The following is a 21,304-nucleotide window of genomic DNA, read 5'->3' on the forward strand; positions in this document are numbered from 1 at the left end:
AGGCAAAAAATAATGGAGATTGTAACCCCCTTAAAAGAGATCGTTGACGAAATAAAGGCGAGCGGTGGAGATGCCTTTAAGAGATGCTTTCAATGCGGGTTATGCGATACGGTTTGTCCGTGGAACAGAGTGCGAAGCTTCAGTATGCGCAAGATCGTCCGAGAGGCGACGTTCGGTCTGACTGAGATAGAGAGTGAAGATATCTGGCGTTGCACCACCTGCGGAAGATGCCCTCAGAAGTGCCCCAGGGACGTAAAACAGATAGAATCCGGGGTGGCATTACGCAAAATCGCCACGGCATACCAGGTCTTTCCGCCTTCAGTCAAGCCTGTCCGCACAGCCAGCGCAAGCCTCGTCGGCGAAGGTAACCCTTTGAGTGAAGAGCGTAAGAACAGGGCGAACTGGGCGCAAGGTCTCTCCGTACAACCCTTCACGGAAGAAATGGAGATCTTATATTTTCCGGGCTGCTACCTCAGTTACGACCCGAGATTGAAAAAGGTGGCAAGGGCCACAGCCGAAATCCTCAATAAGGCAGAGGTGAATTTCGGGATTCTGGGTGAAAAAGAGAGCTGCTGCGGAGAAAGTATCCGCAAGACCGGCGAAGAGGAATTGTTCCGACGCCTTGCCAAAGAAAACATCAAGACCTTTATCGAAAACGGGGTGAAGAAAATCCTCGTTTCATCCCCCCATTGTTATCATACCTTCAAGAATGAGTACCCCGAATTTATGGTGCACTTCGAGGTGATTCATCTCTCTCAGTATTTGTTCCAGCTCATTCAAGAGGGAAGGCTTCAGCTCAACAAGTCGTATGAAAAGAAAATTACCTATCATGACCCGTGCTATCTGGGCCGACATAACGGCATTTACGACGAACCGCGCGAAGTCTTGAAGAAGGTGTCCGGCCTGGAGTTGAATGAGATGATCGATTCACGGGTAGACAGCCTCTGTTGCGGCGGTGGCGGAGGCAGAATCTGGATGGAAACACCTAAGGGTGAGAGATTCTGCGATCTGAGATTGGAACAGGCCATGTCAGTGGGAGCAGAAGTGCTGGTAACAGCCTGCCCGTATTGCATCTCCAACTTCGAGGATAGCCGGTTAACCCTGGATGCCGCCGAAAAAATTGAAGTGAAAGATATCACGGAGATAATCCAGGCAGTGATTTAGCCTCTGTTTAGAAACGAAATCTCGACCCAAACGAGATCCGGTTCAGACTGGATACAGACGATTTGGGGAACCGAAAGACCCGATAAGGAATAGCTCAATGGAAAGAGAACAAATCGAACAGATTTGTAAGGGATTCGCAGACAGGAATTTCGGAGATGTCATGGTCGTAGGTGGAGGGGTCAGCGGTATTCAGGCCTCTCTGGACCTTGCCACTGCTGGTTTCAGGGTTTACCTGGTCGAGAAAGCGCCGAGCATCGGCGGCCACATGGCCCAGCTTGACAAGACCTTTCCGACCAATGACTGTTCCATGTGAATTCTCTCACCCAAGCTGGTCGAGGTCGGCCGGCACCCCAACATAGAGGTCCTCACCTATACTGAAGTTAACAGTGTAGAAGGGGAAGCGGGAGACTTCACGGTATCCCTGACGAAGAAGCCCAGATATATTATCGAGGAGAAATGCACAGGCTGTACGACGTGCGTAGAATACTGCCCCATCGAATATCCTGATAAATTCAATCAGGAAATATCGAAGAACAAGGCAGTCCACGTATACTTCTCTCAGGCAATTCCTCTTGTCTCATATATCGATGAGAGTTGCATTTATCTGAAAGAGAAGAAATGCCGTATTTGCGAGGGAGTATGTCAGGCCAAAGCCATAGATTTCCACCAAAAACCTGAGAAGATGGAAATCAAGGTAGGGGCGATCATTCTGTCCCCCGGCATGGAGCCCTTCGATCCTAAAGTGAAGGACGAATATGGCTACGGAAAGTTCCAGAACGTGGTCACCAGTATGGACTACGAACGGCTCTTGTCTTCCACCGGACCGTTCGAGGGCGAGATACTGCGTGCTTCGGACAAGAAGCATCCTCATAAAGTGGCCTGGATTCAATGCGTCGGTTCCAGACGGGTTACACAGGGCGATAACAGTTATTGCTCAGGAGTATGCTGCACGTACACCCAGAAGCAGGTGATTCTGACAAAGGATCATAACGCTGAGGCCGAGTGTACCATATTCCATAATGATATCCGATCCTTCGGTAAAGATTTTGAACGCTACTTCAAGAGGACGGAAGATCTTCCCGGGATCCGTTTTATGAGAAGCTACGCCTCGATCGTGGGGGAGGACCCGGAAACCAAGAACGTAAAGATACGATATGCTACGGCAGAAGATGGCGTAAAAGAAGAAGAATTCGATATGGTGGTATTATCCGTTGGATTGAACCCACCGAACGATGGAAAAGATATTGCGAACAAGTTCGGTATCGAGCTCAGTTCACGCGGATTCTGTAAAATAGCATCCTCCAATCCTATGGAAACCTCCCGGCCCGGGATTTTCATAAGCGGGGCTTTCCAGGGACCTGTAGATATCCCCGAGTCGGTATTCAGCGCCAGCGGAGCAGGTTCCCAGATTGGTGAGTTCCTCGATTACAGACGAGGAAAGCTTGCTAAAGACAGAGTGTATCCTCCCGAGAGGGATGTCTCCCAGGAGGAGCCGAGAGTTGGCGTATTCGTATGTCATTGCGGGGCCAATATCGGAAGAATAGTCAATGTTCCTGAAACTGTAGAGTACTTGAAGACGCTTCCGAATGTGGTGTACGCTCAGGAACAGTTATTTTCCTGCGCCACGAATTCTGCCAAAGAAATAACCGATATGGCAAAGGAAAAGGGGCTCAATCGGGTAGTCATCGCTGCATGCTCCCCGAGGACGCTTGAGCCCTTGTTCCGAGATACGCTGAGAGAAGCTGGAATTAATCAGTATTACTTCGAAATGGCCAATATCCGGGAGCACAATTCCTGGGTACACTCCAAAGAAAAGGAAGAGGCAACACGGAAGGCAAAGGATATTGCCCGGATGTCGGTTGCCCGAGCCTGCCACCTGGAGCCGTTGCAGGAATACGATCTGCCGGTCAACAAAGCCGCACTGGTGATCGGTGGAGGCATTGCCGGCATGAATTGTGCCCTGTCCATAGCCAATCAGGGGCATCAGGTCCACCTGGTGGAAAGGGGCAAGGAGCTTGGAGGAATAGCACGAAGGGTTCACTCCACACTGGATGGAATGGATGTTCAGGAGTACCTGAGCGATCTCATAGCAAAGGTCTATCGACATCACCTGATCCACGTGTACCATGATGCGACAATCACTGACGCTACAGGGTATGTCGGCAATTTCGTGACCTCGGTGAAGTCTGAAAAAGGGTTCACACAGATAAAGCACGGTGCAGCAGTTCTTGCCATAGGTGCCGATCTCTATACGCCGACCGAATACCTCTACGGAGAAGATGAAAGGGTGATGACTCACCTCGAGTTGGAGGAAGGGATCGCCAGGGAAGACGAGAAAATCGTTAACGCTCAAAGTCTCGTGATGATCCAGTGTGTAGGCTGCAGAAACGAAGACAGAAATTACTGTAGCCGGCTATGCTGCAGTGAATCCGTGAAGAATGCACTGAAGCTGAAAGAGAAGAATCCGGAGATGGATATTTATATTCTCTTCCGGGATATGAGAACGTACGGATTCAATGAGGATTATTACCGGGAAGCGTCGAACAAGGATATAAAGTTCATTCGCTATGAGCCGGAAGATAAACCTGAAGTTGGAGTCGGTGAGGCCGAGGATGGACGACCCGTCCTCAAAGTTACGGTAACCGACTTCATTTTGGGGAAGAAGCTTGAACTGGATGCTGATGTTATCGCTTTGGCTGCCGCTATTGTTCCGTCTGCAGCGACCAAGGAAATAGCGGGTCTCTTCAAAGTGACGTTGAATCCGGACGGCTTCTTCAAAGAAGCTCATGTCAAATTGCGACCCGTCGAGTTCGGAACAGACGGCGTTTATCTCTGTGGATTGGCTCATTATCCCAAGTTCATACAGGAAACGATCAATCAGGCTTACGGAGCTGCGGGCCGGGTTCTGACACTTCTCTCCCGTGATGTAGTGGTTGCCTCCGGTTCCGTGTGCGAAGTGGATGAGAACAAATGCGTTTCCTGCGGAGCATGTATCACGGTGTGCAACTACGGCGCCATAGACTTTTATGAAACGCCCCAGGGCCGCAGAGCCAGAGTTAACCCTGTCCTCTGCAAAGGGGACGGCCTGTGCAACACCGTATGCGCAACGTCTGCGATAGTGCTGAAACACTTTACAGACGATGAGATCATGAGTGAAATTGATGTCGCATTTCCCAAGAAGACTGTCGCTCCCCAAGTGGATGAGGCAGTTGGAGATGTCTAGAAATATCCGTTGAGTGAAGCCTGGAATATCAAGTACGAGGTGAGAACGCATGAGTGCAGGACTTAAATTCAAACCGAATATCTTAGGGTTTGTGTGCCACTGGTGAGCATACGGCGCAGCCGACTTAGCTGGAGTTTCCAGAAGTCAATATACAACTGAAATAAGACTCATTCGCGTCATGTGTTCCGGACGAGTCGATTTGTCACATGTGTTCCGGGCTTTCTCAAATGGAGCGGATGGGGTGTTCGTTGGCGCCTGCCACTTGAATGAATGCAACTATATCACCCATGGAAATTACCATGCCTTGACCATGGTCAGTCTGGCCAAGAAACTGCTGGAACGCATCGGGTTGAATCCTGAAAGATTGCATATCGAGTTCATGTCCGGCAGTGAAGCCAACATTTTCGTCGAAGGGGTCAATAGCTTTGTCAAAAGGGTCAAGAACCTTGGTCCGCTTGGCCGAGCCGAAGGCATGAACGATAAGGAATTGCAGTTTCAGTTACAGGCGGTCACCGGGCTTATCCCTTACATCAGACTGGTGGAAAGGGAAAGGCTGAGACTGCCTGCTATGCCGGAAGAGGAATACCGCAAATTTTTCGAGAGTGACGAGCTGAAACGGATATTCGAGGAGACTGTCGGAGAAAAACTGGCAATAGCCCAGATCGTGTCACTTCTGAGGGAGGGACCTCTTTCAACTGCAGATATCGCAAAGACGTTGGGCCTGACTCCGTCCAAGGTATCGAAATACCTTAACACCTCATCGAAGCAAAGATTGGTCCGTTACGATCAAAGTCAGAAGTGCTTCGCTCTCGCTTGAGGTGAAGTAAGCAGGATCGGAAGAAACAAGAAGATTAGGACAGAGCTTATGGACACAGACAAAATCGACCAGATAATTGACAAATACGACTGCGATCCCAGTTATCTCATTCAGGTCTTACTGGACATTCAGGCAGAAAATAACTGGCTTCCCAAAGAGGCATTGGAGCGAGTTGCGAAGAGACTTCAGGTTCCCATGACTCGGATACAGCATATAGCGACTTTCTACAAAGCCTTTAGTCTGGTTCCCAAGGGACGTCATCAAATTCACGTTTGTATGGGAACGGCCTGCCATGTCCGGGGTGCATCGCGTGTGCTCGATACCGTGCAAGGCCTTACGGGAATTGAACCGGGTGAAACAGACCTGGATCTGAAGTTTAGCCTGGAGACCGTTAACTGCCTCGGCTGCTGTGCTTTGGGACCTGTGGTGGAGATCGATGGAAAAACACACGGTAAAATGGCGCCCGCACAGACCGCAGACGTGTTAAAGAACTACGATTAAGGAAAAACTATGTCGCGGATAAATTCTCCCGCTGAATTGGAAGCATTCAGAAGAGACATCCTCTCGGAAAGAGACCCGAATAAAACCTGTATTACGCTCTGTTCCGGATCGGCTTGCCATGCTTCTGAAAGTCGCGCAGTGGCCGTCAGTTTCCAGGAAGAAATCCAGAAACAGGGCTTGAACGGTGAGGTGGAATTCAGAAGGACCGGCTGCCACGGCTTTTGCGAACGGGGCCCCATTGTTGTTATCCGACCTGACGATATCTGTTATTTCCAGATAAAGCCTGAGGATGTTCCGGAAATCATCTCTGAAACGATAAAGGGAAAGAAGATCATAGAGCGTTTGCTCTATACCGACCCTGCCACCAATGAGAAGATAGTTCATGAATCCGAGATTCCTTTTTATAAGAATCAAGGGCGTATAGTTTTCGGTTCCAACGTCAATGTCGATCCCAAGAATATCCAGGACTATCTGGCAATTGGAGGCTATTCCGCTCTTGCCAAGGTTCTTTCCGGAATGACCCCCGATCGGGTATTACAGGAAGTCAAGAAAGCAAACCTGAGAGGGAGGGGCGGCGGTGGCTTTCCTGCAGGGTCCAAGTGGGAAGGATCCCGGAATGCTCCGGGCGACACGAAGTACGTGATAGTCAATGCGGACGAGGGCGATCCCGGAGCTTACATGGACAGGAGCCTTCTCGAAGGAAATCCTCACTCTGTTCTGGAAGGGTTGACGCTTGGCGCCTATGCCATCGGTGCCCAGGAGGGGTATATTTATGTGCGGCAGGAATACCCCTTAGCGGTTGAAAATGTGCATATCGCTATCCGGCAGGCCGAAGAGTATGGCCTTCTTGGAAAAAACATACTTGGCTCGGGCTTCGATTTCGTCGTAAAGGTGCACAAAGGAGCCGGCGCTTTCGTCTGCGGTGAATCGACTGCTCTGATGACAGCGTTGGAGGGTAGGGCAGGCGAGCCCAGACCCAAGTACATCCGCTCCAACGTTGTGGGACTCTGGGGGAAGCCCAGCGTTTTGAACAACGTCGAGACATGGGCCAACGTGCCGCTTATCATCAATAACGGAGCCGACTGGTTCACTCAGTATGGGACCGATACAAGCAAAGGAACGAAGATTTTCTCCCTTGTCGGCAAAATAACCAACACAGGCCTCGTTGAAGTGCCCATGGGCACCACTCTGAGAGATATTATCTACAATATCGGCGGCGGAATCCCCGGAGGCAAGAAGTTTAAGGCTGTGCAGACCGGAGGACCTTCCGGCGGATGTATTCCCGAGGAATTGTTGGATTTGCCGGTTGGTTTTGATGAACTCACCAAAGCCGGATCGATGATGGGCTCTGGTGGGATGATCATCATGGACGAAGACACCTGTATGGTCGATGTCGCGAGATACTTCCTCGAGTTCCTCACTGACGAATCGTGCGGTAAATGTGTCCCGTGCCGTGAGGGCATGAGGCAGATGCTGAAGATTCTGACCAATATCACCAAAGGGAAGGGGAAAGAGGGCGATATCGAGCTCCTGGAGCAGCTAGCGGAAACGGCCATTGAAGCCTCTCTCTGTGCCTTGGGTAAGAGTTCCCCCAACCCATTTTTGAGCACGCTGAAATACTTTAGGGATGAATACGAGGCTCATGTCAAGGAGAAGCGATGTCCGGCTCTCTCGTGCAAGGAGTTGATCTCTTTCTATATAGACCCGGCGAAATGCCAGGCTTGCACGACGTGTTTCAAGAAATGTCCTTCTGACGCAATCATAGGTGGCAAGAACCTGATTCACATCGTTGACCAGGAGAAATGCACAAAGTGCGGAACCTGCTTTGAAGTGTGTCCTTCCCGTTTTCGTGCTGTTACGAAAATTTCAGGCGAACCTGTTCCGCCTCCTGTACCCGAAGAAGCTCGAACCGTAGTGAGGCAGAAGAAACAAAAATGAGCGAAATCCTCTTAAAGATTGACGGAAAAGAAGTCAAAGCGAAGCAGGACATGACTCTTTTGGAGGCAGCCCGGAGTGTTGGAATATCAATCCCCACGCTGTGTCACCACGAGAAACTGGAACCGTTTGGAGGCTGCCGGCTCTGTATAGTGGAAGTAGAAAGTCGCGGCTGGACAAAAATCGTTGTTTCCTGCGTCTACCCCGTGGAGAAGGATATAGTCGTTAGAACCAGATCCGAGAAGATCGACAGAATTCGCAAGATGATCCTGGAACTCCAGATGGCTCATGCTCCTGATTCATTTATCTTGCAAGATCTGGCCAAAGAGTATGGAGCAGACAGGAATCGCTTTGAAAAAGAGCCCTCTTTTTGTATCCATTGCGGTCTCTGTGTAAGATACTGTGCTGAAGTCAAGAAGAAGAACGCTGTGGGGTTTGTAGATAGGGGAATAAGGAAAGAGATAAGCTTCATCCCTGAGATAGCTTCCAAGGAGTGCTGGAACTGCAAGGAGTGTTTTCCTCTTTGCCCGACAGAGGCACTGCAGGCGGCGTACGTTTTCGTTGAAGCTCTCGCGTTTCCCCCGGAATCAACCCATCAGTGTCAGTGCGATAAGGGAAATTCTGCGGGATCAGCCTGCGGGCATTCTCACAAATAATTGCGTCCTCGGTGCACTGGATTTCAGCCACGGCGGGGATGCTCGAATAGACTTGGTGTTCAAGCCTCTACGGGGGGCTTGAATGCGTTCTGTAGGTCAAGAAATCGAATCCGTGTAACGATTGAGGGAAAACCCTTGGATTATGGCTTTCCTTGAAAATTGCCCCTCTCTCGCTTCGGCTCGTTATAGCAATTGAGTTCGATTGAGGATTAGGAATATTGGTGGGTGCCGTGCCTCCCTGTCGGCACATCTTCAATATGATCAATGATATCGATAGAATAGACCGGCAAGGACGCCGGTCCCCACCCTGTAGCTTCTATTGGAGCATGGGATAAAAGACAGAATTATTGACAATCGTTATAGGTGGCTGGAGACTCAACTCATTCTGAAAAACTTGATCACAAACGGATACTCTCGAAAGCCGCCATCTCGTGCCGCCAGCGCTGCCCGGATCGGTCCCCAGATCGCAATGACGGCCAGGACGACCAGAAGCGGAAATCCGATGAGGATAAAACACAAGAGGCCGCTTATGACTCCGTAAATCGTGTAGGAGATCAGTCCGTTGAGAAAAATGAATCCCTGCCGATTAACGAAATCCGAATCTTTGTAAAGCAGCCATATGACAATCGGCACAATGAAGCCGCCGTACGGAATAATGATGCCGGCGAAAGAACACAAATGGAGTAACATTCCCAGGTTCCGGTCACGTTGATCGTAGGGGAATCCGTTCATGGGCGCTCCGTAAGTGAGGTTAATCAGACAGTGGTCAATATAAGTGGTTGACGGCGACTTTTCAATGAAATGATGCAGTTGAAAATGTGTCTTAAACGCCCTACCGGACTGGAAAATTGAAGTACGTATGGGGAAATGGTTCATTCTTCAAGGTAAAATGCCACCACTCTTTCGAATAAGAATCGAATCCATATTTCTTCATAAGCACATTCAGGAGCATTCGATGGGCACGATGAACGGGGGATACCAACGGACTCTCGGGCCATGCTTCAGGACCGAAAAAATCGAAATGGGTTCCCATGTCCAATTCCGTTGATTGTTGGTCCAGATAGACTATGGTCAAATCTACAGTGCTACCTCTGGAGTGACTTGATCTTTCGGCAATATAACCTTCTTTAAATAAATCTCTTTTCTGAACATCCGGGTAATACTTTGCTTGCATTTTCGTATCATTGAGATCCTTTCCCCATTGGACAAAGTGATCCACCGCACACTGCGGACGGTACGCATCAAAGATTTTCAAACCCATGCCGAATTGCTTCAGTTCATCTTGTACCTTCTTAAGTGATTCGGCTGCCTCTTTTGTGAGTATGCATCTTGGTGCGAGATAACCGGATACTCGGCACCCCAGAAAATTCTCATCGCTGAAGTAGCGAAGTTCAGTATGGATGTCAGGTATAATGGTCTCAACATAAACAAACCCTTCAGGCAACGCTTCAGCCAGAATCAATGCCGGAAAAAGCGTTGAATAAAGAGAAATTGAGCACAAAGTCAAGATAACCGCACAGCGCCGTTTCACTTTCTTCTCCTCACGAAGACACGTTGGCGGTTACGCTACTGTATCGATCTCCTTACTGCAAGAGGAATTCAGTACGCTTTTGTATCGTCCCGATTGACAATTCACAGACTACCGGCCATAGCTGAGAAGCATTTCGGTTGGGACAGGTGGTGTAAAATCGATAGATATCATGACGCTCAGAATGAATATGGTCAGAATGGAGAAGACGTAAAGCTTTTTTCCCCAGAGCCGCTCATCGGTCGCCTTGTACCCTGACCGGGCAATATGCAACCAGCACAAGCCCAGCACAGTCGCCACTGCCAAAGTAGAGTAACCCGTGTACCCCCCGAAGGTCAGCAGCATCGTGGCGGCCATAAACGCCAGGATGTAACCGACAATATACTTTCTTGCAGCCGCTGTTCCCTGCTTTACCGGCAGAACCGGAATAGCCGCAGCAGTGTAATCGTCATGCCGAAAAATCGCGATAGCATAGCAGTGAGGCATCTGCCAGAGGCTGAAGATAGCCAACAATATCAATGCACCCATGTCAAAGCGGCCGGTGACTGCACAGTATCCGGCAAGGGGTGGGGCGGCTCCCGCCAGACTGCCGACCAAGGCGCTGTACAGGAAATTTCGCTTCATATAAAGGCTGTATACTCCCACATAAATCACAAGGCCCGCCAGCACGATGAGAACGCTCAGTAGATTTGTTGCCTCACAGAGCATGGCCATGCCGGCAATGCCCAATACTGTTGCGTATAATACGGCGGCCTTGAGTGAGATGAGCCCTCTGGCAAGGGCGCGGTTGCGTGTCCGGATCATCTTTCGGTCTATTTCTCTATCGATGCAGTTGTTGAAAATGCAACCGGAACCGACAACCAGGGATATGCCGATGAGTGTCGCCAGGAGCGTACCGACATCAACCCGGCCTCTGGAGGCAAGAAAGAAGCCGGCCGCCGCGGAGATCAGGTTGCCCAGAACGATCCCCGGTTTAGCAACGAGCACATAGTTTTTGATCCGTTCAGGCATTTTCACATCATTCTGTGATACAAATTGAACATGATCCAGATGCTTCCCCCGACGAAGAGGACCATGATCAGTACGGTAAATATGAGCGCCAACACGTTCCAACTCGCGTCTGATGACCTGTCCAGATGCAGAAAGAAATACAAGTGCACCAGAATCTGCACGATGCCCGCACTGAAGATACCGACTAGAATCGCCGAGGACGACCACGTACCGCTCATCACCAGGGCAAACGGAATGGCCGTGAGAATGAGGGACAGAACAAAACCGGTGACGTACGATGTAAGACTTCCCCTGCTGGCGCCAGTGCTGTCGATATATGCTTGACTCATTTACATAACTCCCATCAGGTACACGATACTGAATATGCCGATCCAAACGATATCTAAGAAATGCCAGAACATACTCAGACGCATCAGCCGTGATTGAACTGGAGATGTCAACCCTTTGACGGCTACCTGACCTATCATGACCGCCATCCAGATCAGCCCGAAAGCCACATGGGTGCCATGAGTTCCTACCAGAGTAAAATAACTCGAAAGAAAGGCGCTCACGTCCGGTCCGTGGCCGTGTGCAATCAGGCTGTGGAACTCGTTGATCTCCATCAAGACAAATCCGAGCCCCAGCAGAAAGGTAACAGCGAGTCCTGTTAGAACCCGCTTCTTCATACCATTGTGCACGGCCAACATGACAAGGCCGTAAGTGAAGCTGCTGAAGAGCAGGAGCAGGGTTTCAGCCAATACGTAAGGCAGCTCGAATAATTCCTTTCCCGTCGGCCCGCCCGCGTAGCTGCGGCCCAGGACGGCAAAGGTGGCGAAGAGTGTCGCAAATATAATGAGGTCGCTCATAAGATAAAGCCAGAAACCGAGTGTCTGCATCTCGATGGTATCGGGATGTTCAACTACTTGGTCATGAGCGATACCGATGGTCGAAGCGTCTGTTGTCGTCATGTACATCTCCGCTACAGGGGGTTGTGACGGTCTGTCCGTCTGGGGACATCATTTCTCTGCAAAAGCCATCTGTCGATAGCGTTCGTTTTCAATACGCTCGACCTCGGTGGCGGGTATGACGTAATGGATGTCATCGTCCATGGAACGGGCAATGACTGTGAAAAGCATACCCAGAGCAGCCAGTGTGGCTAACCACCAGATGTGCCAGATCATGGCAAATCCGAACACGAAAGCCAATCCGCCGAGGATTATGCCGTGCGGGGCATTTTTCGGCATTTCGATATCGGTATATCGATCCGGCCGACGATATGCGATGTCCTTTTCCTTCATGTCCATAAAGGCATCGATTTCGTTTACGACGGGTATTTTCGCGAAGTTGTACACGGGTGGAGGAGAAGATGTCATCCACTCCAACGTACGGCCGTCCCAGGGATCGCCGGTCCGATCGCGGAGGGCAGTGCGCTCTTTAATACTGACGAGCAGTTGGATTCCCTGAAAGAGGATGCCGAGCGAGATCACGGCCACGCCCAACGCAGCTACGAGCAGATAGGGATGCCAGGCCGTTGTGGCATAATACGCCATGCGGCGAGGCATGCCCATGAAGCCCAGCACATACAGGGGAACAAAGGCAAGTAAAAAGCCGATCAGCCAACACCAGAACGCGCGTTTGCCCCAATTCTCATTCAAACGAAAGCCGACGGCCTTTGGAAACCAATAATAATAACCTGCAAAAAGGCCGAACACTGTTCCGGGGATGATCGTATTATGAAAATGACCGATCACGAACAGACTGTTGTGGATCACGTAATTAGCGGATGGTATTGACAACAGCACCCCCGAAGTCCCGCCGATCGCGAAGGTCACGATAGCCCCCAGGGTCCATAACATCGGAGTAGTAAAACGTATGCGGCCACGATACATGGTGAAGAGCCAATTGAAGGTCTTTACCCCGGTGGGGATGCCAATCAGCATGGTGGCAATGCCGAAAAAGAGGTTGACGTTCGCGCTGGCACCCATGGTGAAAAAATGATGCATCCAGACAGAAAAGGACAGAACCGTGATGGCCGCAGTTGCCCAGACCATGGATGTGTAGCCGAATAGCCGTTTTCCTGAGAAAGTGGCTGTGACCTCCGAAAAGACCCCGAAAGCCGGAAAGATCAGGATATAGACTTCGGGATGAGCCCAGGTCCAGAAAAGGTTCACATACATCATCAAGTTTCCGCCGAGATTGTTGGTAAAAAAATGCATACCCAGGTAGCGATCGAGTGTCAGCATGGCGAGAGCGGCAGTCAGAACCGGAAATGCCCAAACCACGAGCACCATAGTGAAGAAACTGGTCCAAACGAACAGCGGCATACGCATGAGCGTCATGCCTGGAGCCCGCATTTTTATGATGGTGACCATAAAATTGATACCGGTCAAAGTCGAGCCGATACCGGCGATCTGAAAGGACCATATCCAATAGTCAACCCCTACGTCGGGGCTGAATTCTATTTCGGTCAGAGGCGTATATCCCGACCACCCGGCTTTGGAAAACTCACCCACACCCAAAGAAACCATGATCAGCAACGCCCCGGCTGCGGTCAGCCAGAGACTGAGCGAATTCAGAAAAGGAAAGGCTACATCGCGAGCTCCAATTTGCTGCGGCACAACGACATTCATCAACCCGACAAGAAACGGCATGGCCATGAAGACGATCATGATCGAACCGTGAGCGCTGAATATCTGATTGAAGTGGTCAGGGCTCAGATAGCCAAGGGCTCCTCCCGCGGCGACGGCCTGCTGGCCGCGCATCAAGATCGCATCGGAGAATCCGCGCAGCAGCATGATCAGTGCGAGAATGATGTACATGATGCCGATCTTTTTATGGTCCAGGCTGGTCAGCCATTCCTTATAAAGATAGGTCCACTTTCTGTAATACGTGATCAATCCCATGATCGCCAATCCCAAGAGAACCGCACCAGCAACGGCACCTATGGTGATTGGTTCGTGATAAGGAATCGCTGAAAGGCTTAATTTTCCAAACATATCAATTTTCCTCTAAAACGTCGGTTCTTGCGTGTGGCGAAACAGAGCCTCCCGTCATGGGGCCGTGATTCTTGTCCGGAGTCGGATGGTATTTGCGCAGGATATGCTCGAACAGATTGCGATTGACTGAAGAGAAATACGTCACGGGATGGTAGCCGTCGCTCGGCTTTGCGAGCTTCTCATATCTGTCGAGATCGAGCTTTTCCGGAGACTGTCTGATTTTCTGCACCCACGATTCAAACTCTTCACGGGAAACCGCATGCGCCTTGAAATGCATGTTAGGGTACCCGCGACCGGTGAATTGCTGATTGTGACCGGCATAAGCGCCCGGTTTATCAGCCAGGAGGTGCAATCGAGTTTGCATGCCTGCCATGGCGTAAATCTGGCTGCCCAACTGCGGAATGAAAAAGGAAGCCATTACGGTGTCAGAGGTGATTTTGAAGCTGAGCGGAACATTCACGGGAAAAGTGATTTCATTCACGATCGCGATATCGTGATCCGGGTAGATGAACAGCCATTTCCAGTCCAGGCATACTGCTTCGATGTTGATGGGCTTGTCGGCTGAAGGAATGGGTCGATAGGGATCCAGAGAATGAGTGCTGTTCCAGGCCAGAATCGCAAGAAGCGTAACAATGACAACGGGACCACCCCACATGAAAAATTCGATTTTTCCGGAATGACTCCATTTCGGCATATAGGTCGATTCTGTATTGGAGGCTCTGTACTTTCGGGGAAACCAAATAGCCATGATGAAGACGGGAATGACGACGATGAGCATGAGCACGATGGCCGCAATGATGACGAACCGCTCCGCCTCTCCAATCGGTCCTTTGGGGTTCAACAAGAGTATTGAGCTGCAACCTCCGAGGAAAGGCGAGGAACATAGGGATAACAAGCCTGCAAAAACGGAAAATTTCTTCTTCATTTAACCCCCAAAAGTCAAAGGTTTCCAATTCACGTAAACAAAATCCTAATTTGCGCAAACACAATTGAATATTCATGGAATATTCATGGTGGAGGCCTCTCGGGGGCGTACGCAAACTACACGCTCCCACATCTTAAATTATCAGGTTTAGACGACCGAGCAAATAATAAGGTTCCCAAATGGTACCCAAACTATATTTCTTCATCAGTTGGATTGCATTTCAAGTCACCGCCCGGTTTGCGAGTTCGTCCCACAGCAAATGTGAGAATTTTTGTCCGATTGAGAAAAGCGCTTCTCGAAAATCGGTGGGTGCGCATTCTCCTTGTCCGTGCCCAGATGCTCTCGCATTCCGGCAACTCGGTCTACCTGACTATGACAATCGGAATATCCAAGCCGTGTCTCACGGGAGAAATGGTGCTACCGAATAGTATGTCGCTTATGCCTCTGTGACCGTGGCCGGCCATGAGAAGAACGTCTATGTGTTGCTCCTGGACCAATCGCACCAATTCGCTCGTCACCACTCCAAATCCTAGAAAGAACTCAACCTCGACCCCACGATAGCCGAGTGACTCAGCCAGTCGCTTGAGGTATTGCTCATCCTGTCGTGCCTCTTTGTCGTACGCATCACTGCCGAATACCACTCCTCCGGCTCCTTCGACTACGTGGAAAAGGCATAGTGTCGCGTCATGTTGGCGAGCAAGCAGAAGGGCATGGCTCAACACCTTCTTGTCATCATCTGTATGAGCAACAGCGACTCCGATTCGCTTATACCTGGGCACTTCCAGATCCAGATCATATTCCGGTGAGCGGATCAGATGACTGAGTTTTTTCCAAGCGGGGATTTCTTCTCTTCCGGGAAAGCGAACAAAAGGTCTCAGTGCCACGTATGCAAGCAATAAAAATATTCCTGCAACGATCGGCAGAACGACTACGTAGATCCACACGGGCTCGGGGCTGCTTGCAATCCATTCGGAGAGTTGATCGATTACCAGTTTCGCGTTCAACCCTACGATAATGGTCGCTACTATCCAAGCAATTGTCTTCACCCAATTGTTGTTGGCAAATTCGCCCATCATACTCTCGTTATTCGTGAAATGAATGAGAGGAATTATTGCGAACGGCAACTGGAGACTCAGAATGACCTGACTCAAGATGAGCAGCTTGTACGTGCCTGCCTCTCCCATGAACAATATTGTCAATGCTGCAGGCACCACAGCGACCATCCTGGTGAGAAGTCTGCGGAGGAACGGCCTGATCTTGAAATGGAGATATCCCTCCATGACAATCTGTCCTGCCAGTGTGCCCGTAATGGTAGAAGCCTGGCCGGCAGCCAAGAGGGCCAAAGCAAAGGCGAATCCGGCCAAAGCGGTTCCCAATAGAGGAGACAAGAGACTGTGTGCTTGCTGCAGTTCGCTGACAACGATGCCATTCCTGTAAAATGTCGCGGCTGAAACGATCAGAATGGCGGCGTTCACGAAAAAAGCGGCATTGAGCGCAAGCGTGGAATCTATCAAATTGAATCTGCACGCCTGCCGCTTGCCTTCGGGCGACGTGTCATACGCACGGGTTTGCACGAGAGCGGAATGAAGATAGAGGTTATGCGGCATGACTGTAGCACCGATGATGCCGATTGCAACATAGAGTGCCCCTTCCGGAATGGACGGTACGAAGCCTTTAGCTACTTCACCCCATGCAGGTCCCGATCTTACGACCTCGAATACGAAACACAGCCCGACTATAGTTATGAGGAAGAGAATGAGGCTCTCAAATTTTCTAACGCCAAATCTCTGAATGGCCAGAAAGAGCAACGTATCGAAACCGGTAATAATGACTCCCCAAAACAAAGGAATACCGAATAGCAGATTGAGACCTATAGTCGTTCCCAGAACCTCTGCAAGGTCACAGGCTGCTATGGCGATCTCAGCCAAAATCCAGAGGCAATAATTGACGGACCGGGGATACGTGTCCCGGCATGCCTGAGCGAGATCTCTGCCTGCAACAATACCCAATCTGGCTGACAGCGTCTGCAACAGCACAGCCATTGCATTGGACATCAGCAAAACCCAGATAAGTGTGTACCCGAATCGGGCACCACCCTCCAGATCCGTGGCCCAGTTTCCCGGATCCATGTACCCCACGCTCACCAGGTACGCAGGCCCGAAGAAGGCGAACATTCGTTTGAATATGCTCGCTCCCTTAGGAATGTCTACTGTGCGATGTACTTCAGATAACGAAACCCCACTTTTGGCCATCTTAGGTGCACCTTACCTTCGCTCAAGCCAATTGGGTGTCATTGCAATCACCATTACAAAGGTTATCAAACGGTCTGAAGATTGACAAGACTCCGAGAACTTCAATGTTGGACATGCACAATGATTGGATAAAGAAAAAGTCAGGTTTCGGACCGGAATCGGCACCATTCAAATAACGGCTCCTGACGACCACAGGAGGAACAAGAACCGTCTAATTTACCCTGAACAAACAGTGCGGAAGGCTGTCTAACTAGCTAGAAAAATTCAATGAGCTCTGTAACAAGAATGAGCTCTGTCAAAAAGGAAGGGACACGTAATGGACCTTAGTCTTGCAGTCATAATCCTGGTACCTGCAATGGCGGTAATTGGATTCCTGTTTCTGGCGCAGACCATATTGGTCGCATGGAAGTCTCCTGTGGACAGGAAAGGAGGTTTTCACGGAGACTTGTTCAAGAGTTTCAGAACCATGCACTCCGATGAGCACAGCGACTGCTACGACGACTGTATGCGTGGATTTCACTGGGAGTCCGGGCGGATACCCGCCTGTCTATCGTCATGTAAGTTGTAGGTTTGATTCTGCTGAGGACCTCGCGTGCACTTGCACGTGAGTCCCGAGGCTTTCAATTTTGCTGATAACCCTCGTGGCAGCGCGAATCGGACACAGGCAAATTAAAGAAAAACTGTAAGAAACTCTGCATCTTCTCAGAGGAGTAACCGGTGCCCATCGGACAGCAATACGGTTGGATGGATCATATGATGGGGTGGGGCATGTGGATGGCACCATGGGGATGGTTATTAACTCTACTTGTCATCGGGCTGCTGATCTATGCGCTTGCCGGCCGAGGAGCCCAGGGATTTTCGGATGCATCAAGAGAATCACGTGTGGGGGAAAGAAAAGATTTCGAGACTCCTCTCGACATCGTGAAGAAAAGGTACGCCAAGGGCGAAATCTCCCGAGAAGATTTTGAACAAATGAAAAAGGACCTCCTGAGCTGAAAAGCCGGGTCCCTGAAAATGCCTGTACATTCCTTTACAACATCGACCTTGATGTCCCGCCAGGGCAATTCAGCAAATCGTCAGTTACGCGAAGTCCCCGGACTTCTTCTCCGCTCACATTGTAATGAGTCCAAGGAGCAGCAACATGATTGAAACAATGCCCCAATCAAACGGTTCCGTAATCGCATTAAAGGCGACCGGCAAACTCACCGATGCCGACTATAAAGACATGTTGATTCCTAAGGTCGAAGAAATTATCAAGCAATCCAGAAAGGCAAAGATGCTTCTCTATCTGCCCGGAGATTTTGCCGGATGGGAAGCTCATGCCGCTTGGGATGACGCCATATTCGGACTCCGGCACAGAAATGATTTCGAGAAATTAGCTGTTGTCGGCGGAGCCAAGTGGATCGAATGGGCCACAAAGATTGCCTCCCACTTCATGAAGGGAGAAGTAAGAACCTTTTCTGAAGCGCAGCTCAAGGAAGCTTTGGAGTGGGTTCGAGCTTAACTCGGGATTCCACCCTGGCTCCAGTGGAGTTGAAACAGCAGGATTGACGTTGAATGGGCTGCCGAATGAAAAATTGGCAGATGTTGCATGAAAAGGACGGCAATGGATCCTGACACTTTAAAGACTGCAGCAATCTCGGATTTCGTTGCAGAGCTTGCCACCAATATCCGAAGTGGCCTGTCCTCGGATGATGTTCGTAACCGACTGGAAAAATACGGTTATAACGAAATTTCGGAACGGCATGTAAATCCGCTCGTTAAGTTTCTCTCGTATTTTTGGGGGCCAATCCCCTGGATGATCGAAATAGCCGCAATCCTTTCGCTCGTGGTTCATCACTGGGCGGACTTCGCGATTATCCTTGTGCTCCTGGTGGCAAACGCTGTTGTAGGTTTCTGGGAGGAATATCAGGCAGGGAATACAATTGCGGTGCTCAAAGAGCAACTAGCCCTGAATGCCCGTGTCAAGCGGGATAACAGATGGACTACGATTCCGGCTCGAGAACTGGTTCCTGGTGACCTCGTTCGGATTCGTCTCGGAGATATTGTTCCTGCTGATGCTCGTCTTTTGGAAGGCGAGCCGGTTCAGGTTGATCAGTCTGCGCTGACGGGAGAGTCTCTGCCAGTTACCCTTGAGTCAGGTGACACAGTCTATTCTGGGGCGGTACTTAAGCAGGGTGAAACAGATGCAATCGTCTATGCAACTGGAGCAAGCACTTATTTTGGCAAGAGTGCCCAGTTGGTGAAAGAGGCTCACACCGTAAGTCACTTTCAGCAAGCAATTCTGAAGATTGGAGATTACCTCATCGTCCTTGCTCTTGCTTTAGTGGCCCTGATCCTGGTGGTGGCCCTGTTTCGCGGCGATAATATGATGACTACTCTGCAGTTCGCTTTGGTTCTTACCGTTGCCGCAATTCCCGTGGCAATGCCCACTGTGCTGTCGGTTACGATGGCTGTGGGGGCTAAAGGGCTGGCAACCAAGAAAGCCATTGTCACGCGGCTTGCTTCAATCGAAGAGCTGGCAGGCGTAGACGTGCTCTGTTCTGACAAGACCGGCACGCTTACGCAAAACAGGCTCACATTGGGGGAACCGTTCGTTATAGAGCCTTTTACGGGAGATCAAGCTATCCTCTATGCGGTCCTGGCCTCCAGAGCTGAAGATCAGGATCCTATCGATCTCGCGATAATATCAGGTTTGAAGGAACAAGAACCTGTGACCGTCTACAACATAACTCATTTTCAGCCATTCGATCCGGTAAATAAAAGGACCGAAGCGTCGATCACTGCTCCGGACGGCGCGACATTCAAGGTCACCAAGGGCGCTCCTCAAGTAATTCTGAAGCTGTGCTCCAATGCTCCCGATATCCGGTCGGAGGTTGAAGAAGCGATCAATGGGTTTGCTCATCGGGGCTTTCGATCTCTTAGTGTGGCTCGAACGGATGGAAGCGATCAGTGGAAGTTTGTTGGAGTACTACCGCTATACGATCCGCCCCGAGAGGATTCCAAAACAACCATCGAGACTGCAAAGTCAATGGGTGTCAAGCTGAAAATGGTTACTGGCGACCAAGTCGCTATTGCCAGGGAAATAGCGAGCCAACTCGGCTTGGGGACTAACATACTTGATGCTCGACTCTTCGAAGATGTGAGTCATCACAAGGCTGGAGAACTAGCTCAAGCTATCGAAGATTCAGATGGATTTGCACAGGTCTTTCCCGAGCACAAATTCCACATTGTGGATGTGCTGCAAAAAGAAGGTCATATTGTGGGAATGACAGGAGACGGCGTGAACGACGCTCCTGCATTGAAAAAAGCGGATGTTGGTGTAGCTGTGTCCGGTGCTACGGACGCTGCACGTTCGGCTGCGGATATCGTCTTAATGGCGCCTGGTTTGTCCGTGATCATCGATGGAATCAAGGAGAGCCGTAAGACATTTCAGCGCATGAACAGCTACGCCATTTATCGCATTGCTGAGACGGTCCGAGTTCTGTTCTTCATGACCCTCTCCATCTTGATTTTCAACTTTTATCCCGTAACCGCGGTCATGATAGTCCTACTCGCGTTGCTTAACGATGGTCCTATCCTGGCCATTGCCTATGATCGAACTCATTACGAGAATCAACCCGAATCCTGGAACATGCCGCTGGTGTTACAGATCTCCACTGTGCTGGGCATAGCCGGGGTCATTTCTTCATTCTTACTGTTTTACCTCGCCGAACGGGTATTTCATATCGGGCCCGAGGCAATCCAGACCTTCATGTTTCTCAAGCTGGCACTGGCGGGACATCTCACGATATTTGTCACTCGAACCCGAGGACCTTTTTGGTCAGTTGCCCCTTCTCCTGTTCTGCTATGGTCTGCGGTGGCTACAAAACTACTCGCTACTGTGGCGGCCATCTACGGAGTTTTCATGGTTCCCATAAGTTGGAAATGGGCTCTGATTATCTGGGTATACGCATTGCTGTGGTTTCTCGTGAACGATCGAGTGAAGCTTGTTGCATACCGAATATTCAATCCAGCCGAACCCGCTTTGCTGGCCGGCAAAGTCTCAGCAACGGAACATTAGAATTTTTAGCTGGCATCTCCCTTTTTTTCGGATGGTCAAATTACGATGCAATGTGCTAGTGAAATTAGCGTCTTAGAGATGTGAAGAATGCCTGTGCCTAAAGCTCACTCAGGGGCATGTCCAGCAAAATTGGATAAATGCGTATCATCAGACCTACTGGGGCAGAGTGAACTGGGCACGCCCATAAATGCCGAGAGGCTTTTCCCACTCGGCCACTTTTCCAAACTATGGAACGAAGAGCCGGAAACATCACG

18 protein-coding genes are annotated in these 21,304 nt (G+C 50.2%); 10 read left to right on the forward strand and 8 right to left on the reverse strand.

The window, feature by feature from the left end; genetic code table 11:
* Nucleotides 1–12: 12 nt before the first annotated feature.
* From DESTI_RS09575 to DESTI_RS09605, 6 genes are all read left to right on the forward strand, one after another.
* Complete coding sequence (locus DESTI_RS09575; RefSeq protein WP_014809767.1) at nucleotides 13–1,164, forward strand: (Fe-S)-binding protein; 1,152 nt, start codon at nucleotides 13–15, stop codon at nucleotides 1,162–1,164.
* A gap of 97 nt (nucleotides 1,165–1,261) precedes the next feature.
* Nucleotides 1,262–4,387, forward strand: coding sequence for an FAD-dependent oxidoreductase (locus DESTI_RS09585; protein ID WP_014809768.1), 3,126 nt, complete (start codon nucleotides 1,262–1,264; stop codon nucleotides 4,385–4,387).
* A 49-nt stretch (nucleotides 4,388–4,436) separates the two neighbouring features.
* Nucleotides 4,437–5,204: a hydrogenase iron-sulfur subunit gene (locus tag DESTI_RS09590; RefSeq protein WP_014809769.1), complete on the forward strand. Its 768-nt coding sequence runs from the start codon at nucleotides 4,437–4,439 to the stop codon at nucleotides 5,202–5,204.
* Nucleotides 5,205–5,252: 48 nt separating this feature from the next.
* Nucleotides 5,253–5,705 carry a complex I 24 kDa subunit family protein gene (locus DESTI_RS09595; RefSeq protein ID WP_014809770.1) on the forward strand — a complete coding sequence of 151 codons (453 nt, stop codon included), beginning with the start codon at nucleotides 5,253–5,255 and terminating at the stop codon, nucleotides 5,703–5,705.
* A gap of 9 nt (nucleotides 5,706–5,714) precedes the next feature.
* Complete coding sequence (locus tag DESTI_RS09600; protein WP_014809771.1) at nucleotides 5,715–7,643, forward strand: NADH-ubiquinone oxidoreductase-F iron-sulfur binding region domain-containing protein; 1,929 nt, start codon at nucleotides 5,715–5,717, stop codon at nucleotides 7,641–7,643.
* Nucleotides 7,640–8,296 carry a 2Fe-2S iron-sulfur cluster-binding protein gene (locus tag DESTI_RS09605; RefSeq protein ID WP_014809772.1) on the forward strand — a complete coding sequence of 219 codons (657 nt, stop codon included), beginning with the start codon at nucleotides 7,640–7,642 and terminating at the stop codon, nucleotides 8,294–8,296. Before DESTI_RS09600 ends, DESTI_RS09605 begins: the two co-directional genes overlap by 4 nt.
* A 375-nt stretch (nucleotides 8,297–8,671) precedes the next feature.
* Here the strand turns inward: DESTI_RS09605 and DESTI_RS09610 are convergent, their stop codons facing one another.
* The 8 genes from DESTI_RS09610 to DESTI_RS09645 all read right to left on the reverse strand — a co-directional run bounded on the left by DESTI_RS09610 (nucleotide 8,672) and on the right by DESTI_RS09645 (nucleotide 16,987).
* Nucleotides 8,672–9,028 (reverse strand): DUF4870 domain-containing protein, encoded by a 357-nt coding sequence (locus tag DESTI_RS09610; RefSeq protein ID WP_014809773.1) that lies wholly within the window; start codon nucleotides 9,026–9,028, stop codon nucleotides 8,672–8,674.
* 100 nt (nucleotides 9,029–9,128) lie between these two features.
* Nucleotides 9,129–9,827: a M15 family metallopeptidase gene (locus DESTI_RS09615; RefSeq protein ID WP_014809774.1), complete on the reverse strand. Its 699-nt coding sequence runs from the start codon at nucleotides 9,825–9,827 to the stop codon at nucleotides 9,129–9,131.
* 108 nt (nucleotides 9,828–9,935) lie between these two features.
* Nucleotides 9,936–10,835 (reverse strand): heme o synthase, encoded by a 900-nt coding sequence (cyoE, locus tag DESTI_RS09620; protein ID WP_041286093.1) that lies wholly within the window; start codon nucleotides 10,833–10,835, stop codon nucleotides 9,936–9,938.
* Nucleotides 10,836–10,837: 2 nt separating this feature from the next.
* Nucleotides 10,838–11,164 carry a cytochrome o ubiquinol oxidase subunit IV gene (cyoD, locus tag DESTI_RS09625; RefSeq protein ID WP_014809776.1) on the reverse strand — a complete coding sequence of 109 codons (327 nt, stop codon included), beginning with the start codon at nucleotides 11,162–11,164 and terminating at the stop codon, nucleotides 10,838–10,840.
* Nucleotides 11,165–11,782, reverse strand: a complete 618-nt coding sequence (cyoC, locus tag DESTI_RS09630) for a cytochrome o ubiquinol oxidase subunit III (protein WP_014809777.1) — start codon at nucleotides 11,780–11,782, stop codon at nucleotides 11,165–11,167.
* A 48-nt stretch (nucleotides 11,783–11,830) separates the two neighbouring features.
* The gene (cyoB, locus tag DESTI_RS09635; protein WP_014809778.1) at nucleotides 11,831–13,810 is read right to left on the reverse strand and encodes a cytochrome o ubiquinol oxidase subunit I; all 1,980 of its coding nucleotides are present in this window, start codon (nucleotides 13,808–13,810) and stop codon (nucleotides 11,831–11,833) included.
* A gap of 1 nt (nucleotide 13,811) precedes the next feature.
* Entirely contained in the window at nucleotides 13,812–14,735 is a 924-nt protein-coding gene (cyoA, locus tag DESTI_RS09640) for a ubiquinol oxidase subunit II (protein ID WP_014809779.1), read from the reverse strand.
* Between the two features lie 362 nt (nucleotides 14,736–15,097).
* Nucleotides 15,098–16,987, reverse strand: coding sequence for an Nramp family divalent metal transporter (locus DESTI_RS09645; protein ID WP_014809780.1), 1,890 nt, complete (start codon nucleotides 16,985–16,987; stop codon nucleotides 15,098–15,100).
* 316 nt (nucleotides 16,988–17,303) lie between these two features.
* Here DESTI_RS09645 and DESTI_RS09650 point away from each other — a divergent pair, with 316 nt between their 5' ends.
* From DESTI_RS09650 to DESTI_RS09665, 4 genes are all read left to right on the forward strand, one after another.
* Complete coding sequence (locus DESTI_RS09650) at nucleotides 17,304–17,555, forward strand: hypothetical protein (RefSeq protein ID WP_014809781.1); 252 nt, start codon at nucleotides 17,304–17,306, stop codon at nucleotides 17,553–17,555.
* A 149-nt stretch (nucleotides 17,556–17,704) separates the two neighbouring features.
* Complete coding sequence (locus tag DESTI_RS09655) at nucleotides 17,705–17,983, forward strand: SHOCT domain-containing protein (RefSeq protein ID WP_014809782.1); 279 nt, start codon at nucleotides 17,705–17,707, stop codon at nucleotides 17,981–17,983.
* Nucleotides 17,984–18,128: 145 nt separating this feature from the next.
* Nucleotides 18,129–18,491, forward strand: coding sequence for a SpoIIAA family protein (locus tag DESTI_RS09660; protein ID WP_014809783.1), 363 nt, complete (start codon nucleotides 18,129–18,131; stop codon nucleotides 18,489–18,491).
* Between the two features lie 87 nt (nucleotides 18,492–18,578).
* On the forward strand, nucleotides 18,579–21,050 hold the full coding sequence (locus DESTI_RS09665; protein ID WP_041286094.1) for a plasma-membrane proton-efflux P-type ATPase: 2,472 nt from the start codon (nucleotides 18,579–18,581) through the stop codon (nucleotides 21,048–21,050).
* The last annotated feature ends 254 nt before the right edge of the window (nucleotides 21,051–21,304 follow it).

The sequence above is a fragment of the Desulfomonile tiedjei DSM 6799 genome, from assembly GCF_000266945.1.
GTDB lineage: Bacteria > Desulfobacterota > Desulfomonilia > Desulfomonilales > Desulfomonilaceae > Desulfomonile > Desulfomonile tiedjei.

Bases quoted from the DNA above. Each gene is read 5' to 3' on its own strand.
- DESTI_RS09575 (WP_014809767.1), top strand. From the start codon at position 13: ATGGAGATTGTAACCCCCTTAAAAGAGATCGTTGACGAAATAAAGGCG.
- DESTI_RS09595 (WP_014809770.1), top strand. From the start codon at position 5,253: ATGGACACAGACAAAATCGACCAGATAATTGACAAATACGACTGCGAT.
- DESTI_RS09600 (WP_014809771.1), top strand. From the start codon at position 5,715: ATGTCGCGGATAAATTCTCCCGCTGAATTGGAAGCATTCAGAAGAGAC.
- DESTI_RS09605 (WP_014809772.1), top strand. From the start codon at position 7,640: ATGAGCGAAATCCTCTTAAAGATTGACGGAAAAGAAGTCAAAGCGAAG.
- DESTI_RS09610 (WP_014809773.1), bottom strand. From the start codon at position 9,028: ATGAACGGATTCCCCTACGATCAACGTGACCGGAACCTGGGAATGTTA.
- cyoE (WP_041286093.1), bottom strand. From the start codon at position 10,835: ATGCCTGAACGGATCAAAAACTATGTGCTCGTTGCTAAACCGGGGATC.
- cyoD (WP_014809776.1), bottom strand. From the start codon at position 11,164: ATGAGTCAAGCATATATCGACAGCACTGGCGCCAGCAGGGGAAGTCTT.
- cyoC (WP_014809777.1), bottom strand. From the start codon at position 11,782: ATGACGACAACAGACGCTTCGACCATCGGTATCGCTCATGACCAAGTA.
- cyoB (WP_014809778.1), bottom strand. From the start codon at position 13,810: ATGTTTGGAAAATTAAGCCTTTCAGCGATTCCTTATCACGAACCAATC.
- cyoA (WP_014809779.1), bottom strand. From the start codon at position 14,735: ATGAAGAAGAAATTTTCCGTTTTTGCAGGCTTGTTATCCCTATGTTCC.
- DESTI_RS09645 (WP_014809780.1), bottom strand. From the start codon at position 16,987: ATGGCCAAAAGTGGGGTTTCGTTATCTGAAGTACATCGCACAGTAGAC.
- DESTI_RS09650 (WP_014809781.1), top strand. From the start codon at position 17,304: ATGGACCTTAGTCTTGCAGTCATAATCCTGGTACCTGCAATGGCGGTA.
- DESTI_RS09660 (WP_014809783.1), top strand. From the start codon at position 18,129: ATGATTGAAACAATGCCCCAATCAAACGGTTCCGTAATCGCATTAAAG.
- DESTI_RS09665 (WP_041286094.1), top strand. From the start codon at position 18,579: ATGAAAAGGACGGCAATGGATCCTGACACTTTAAAGACTGCAGCAATC.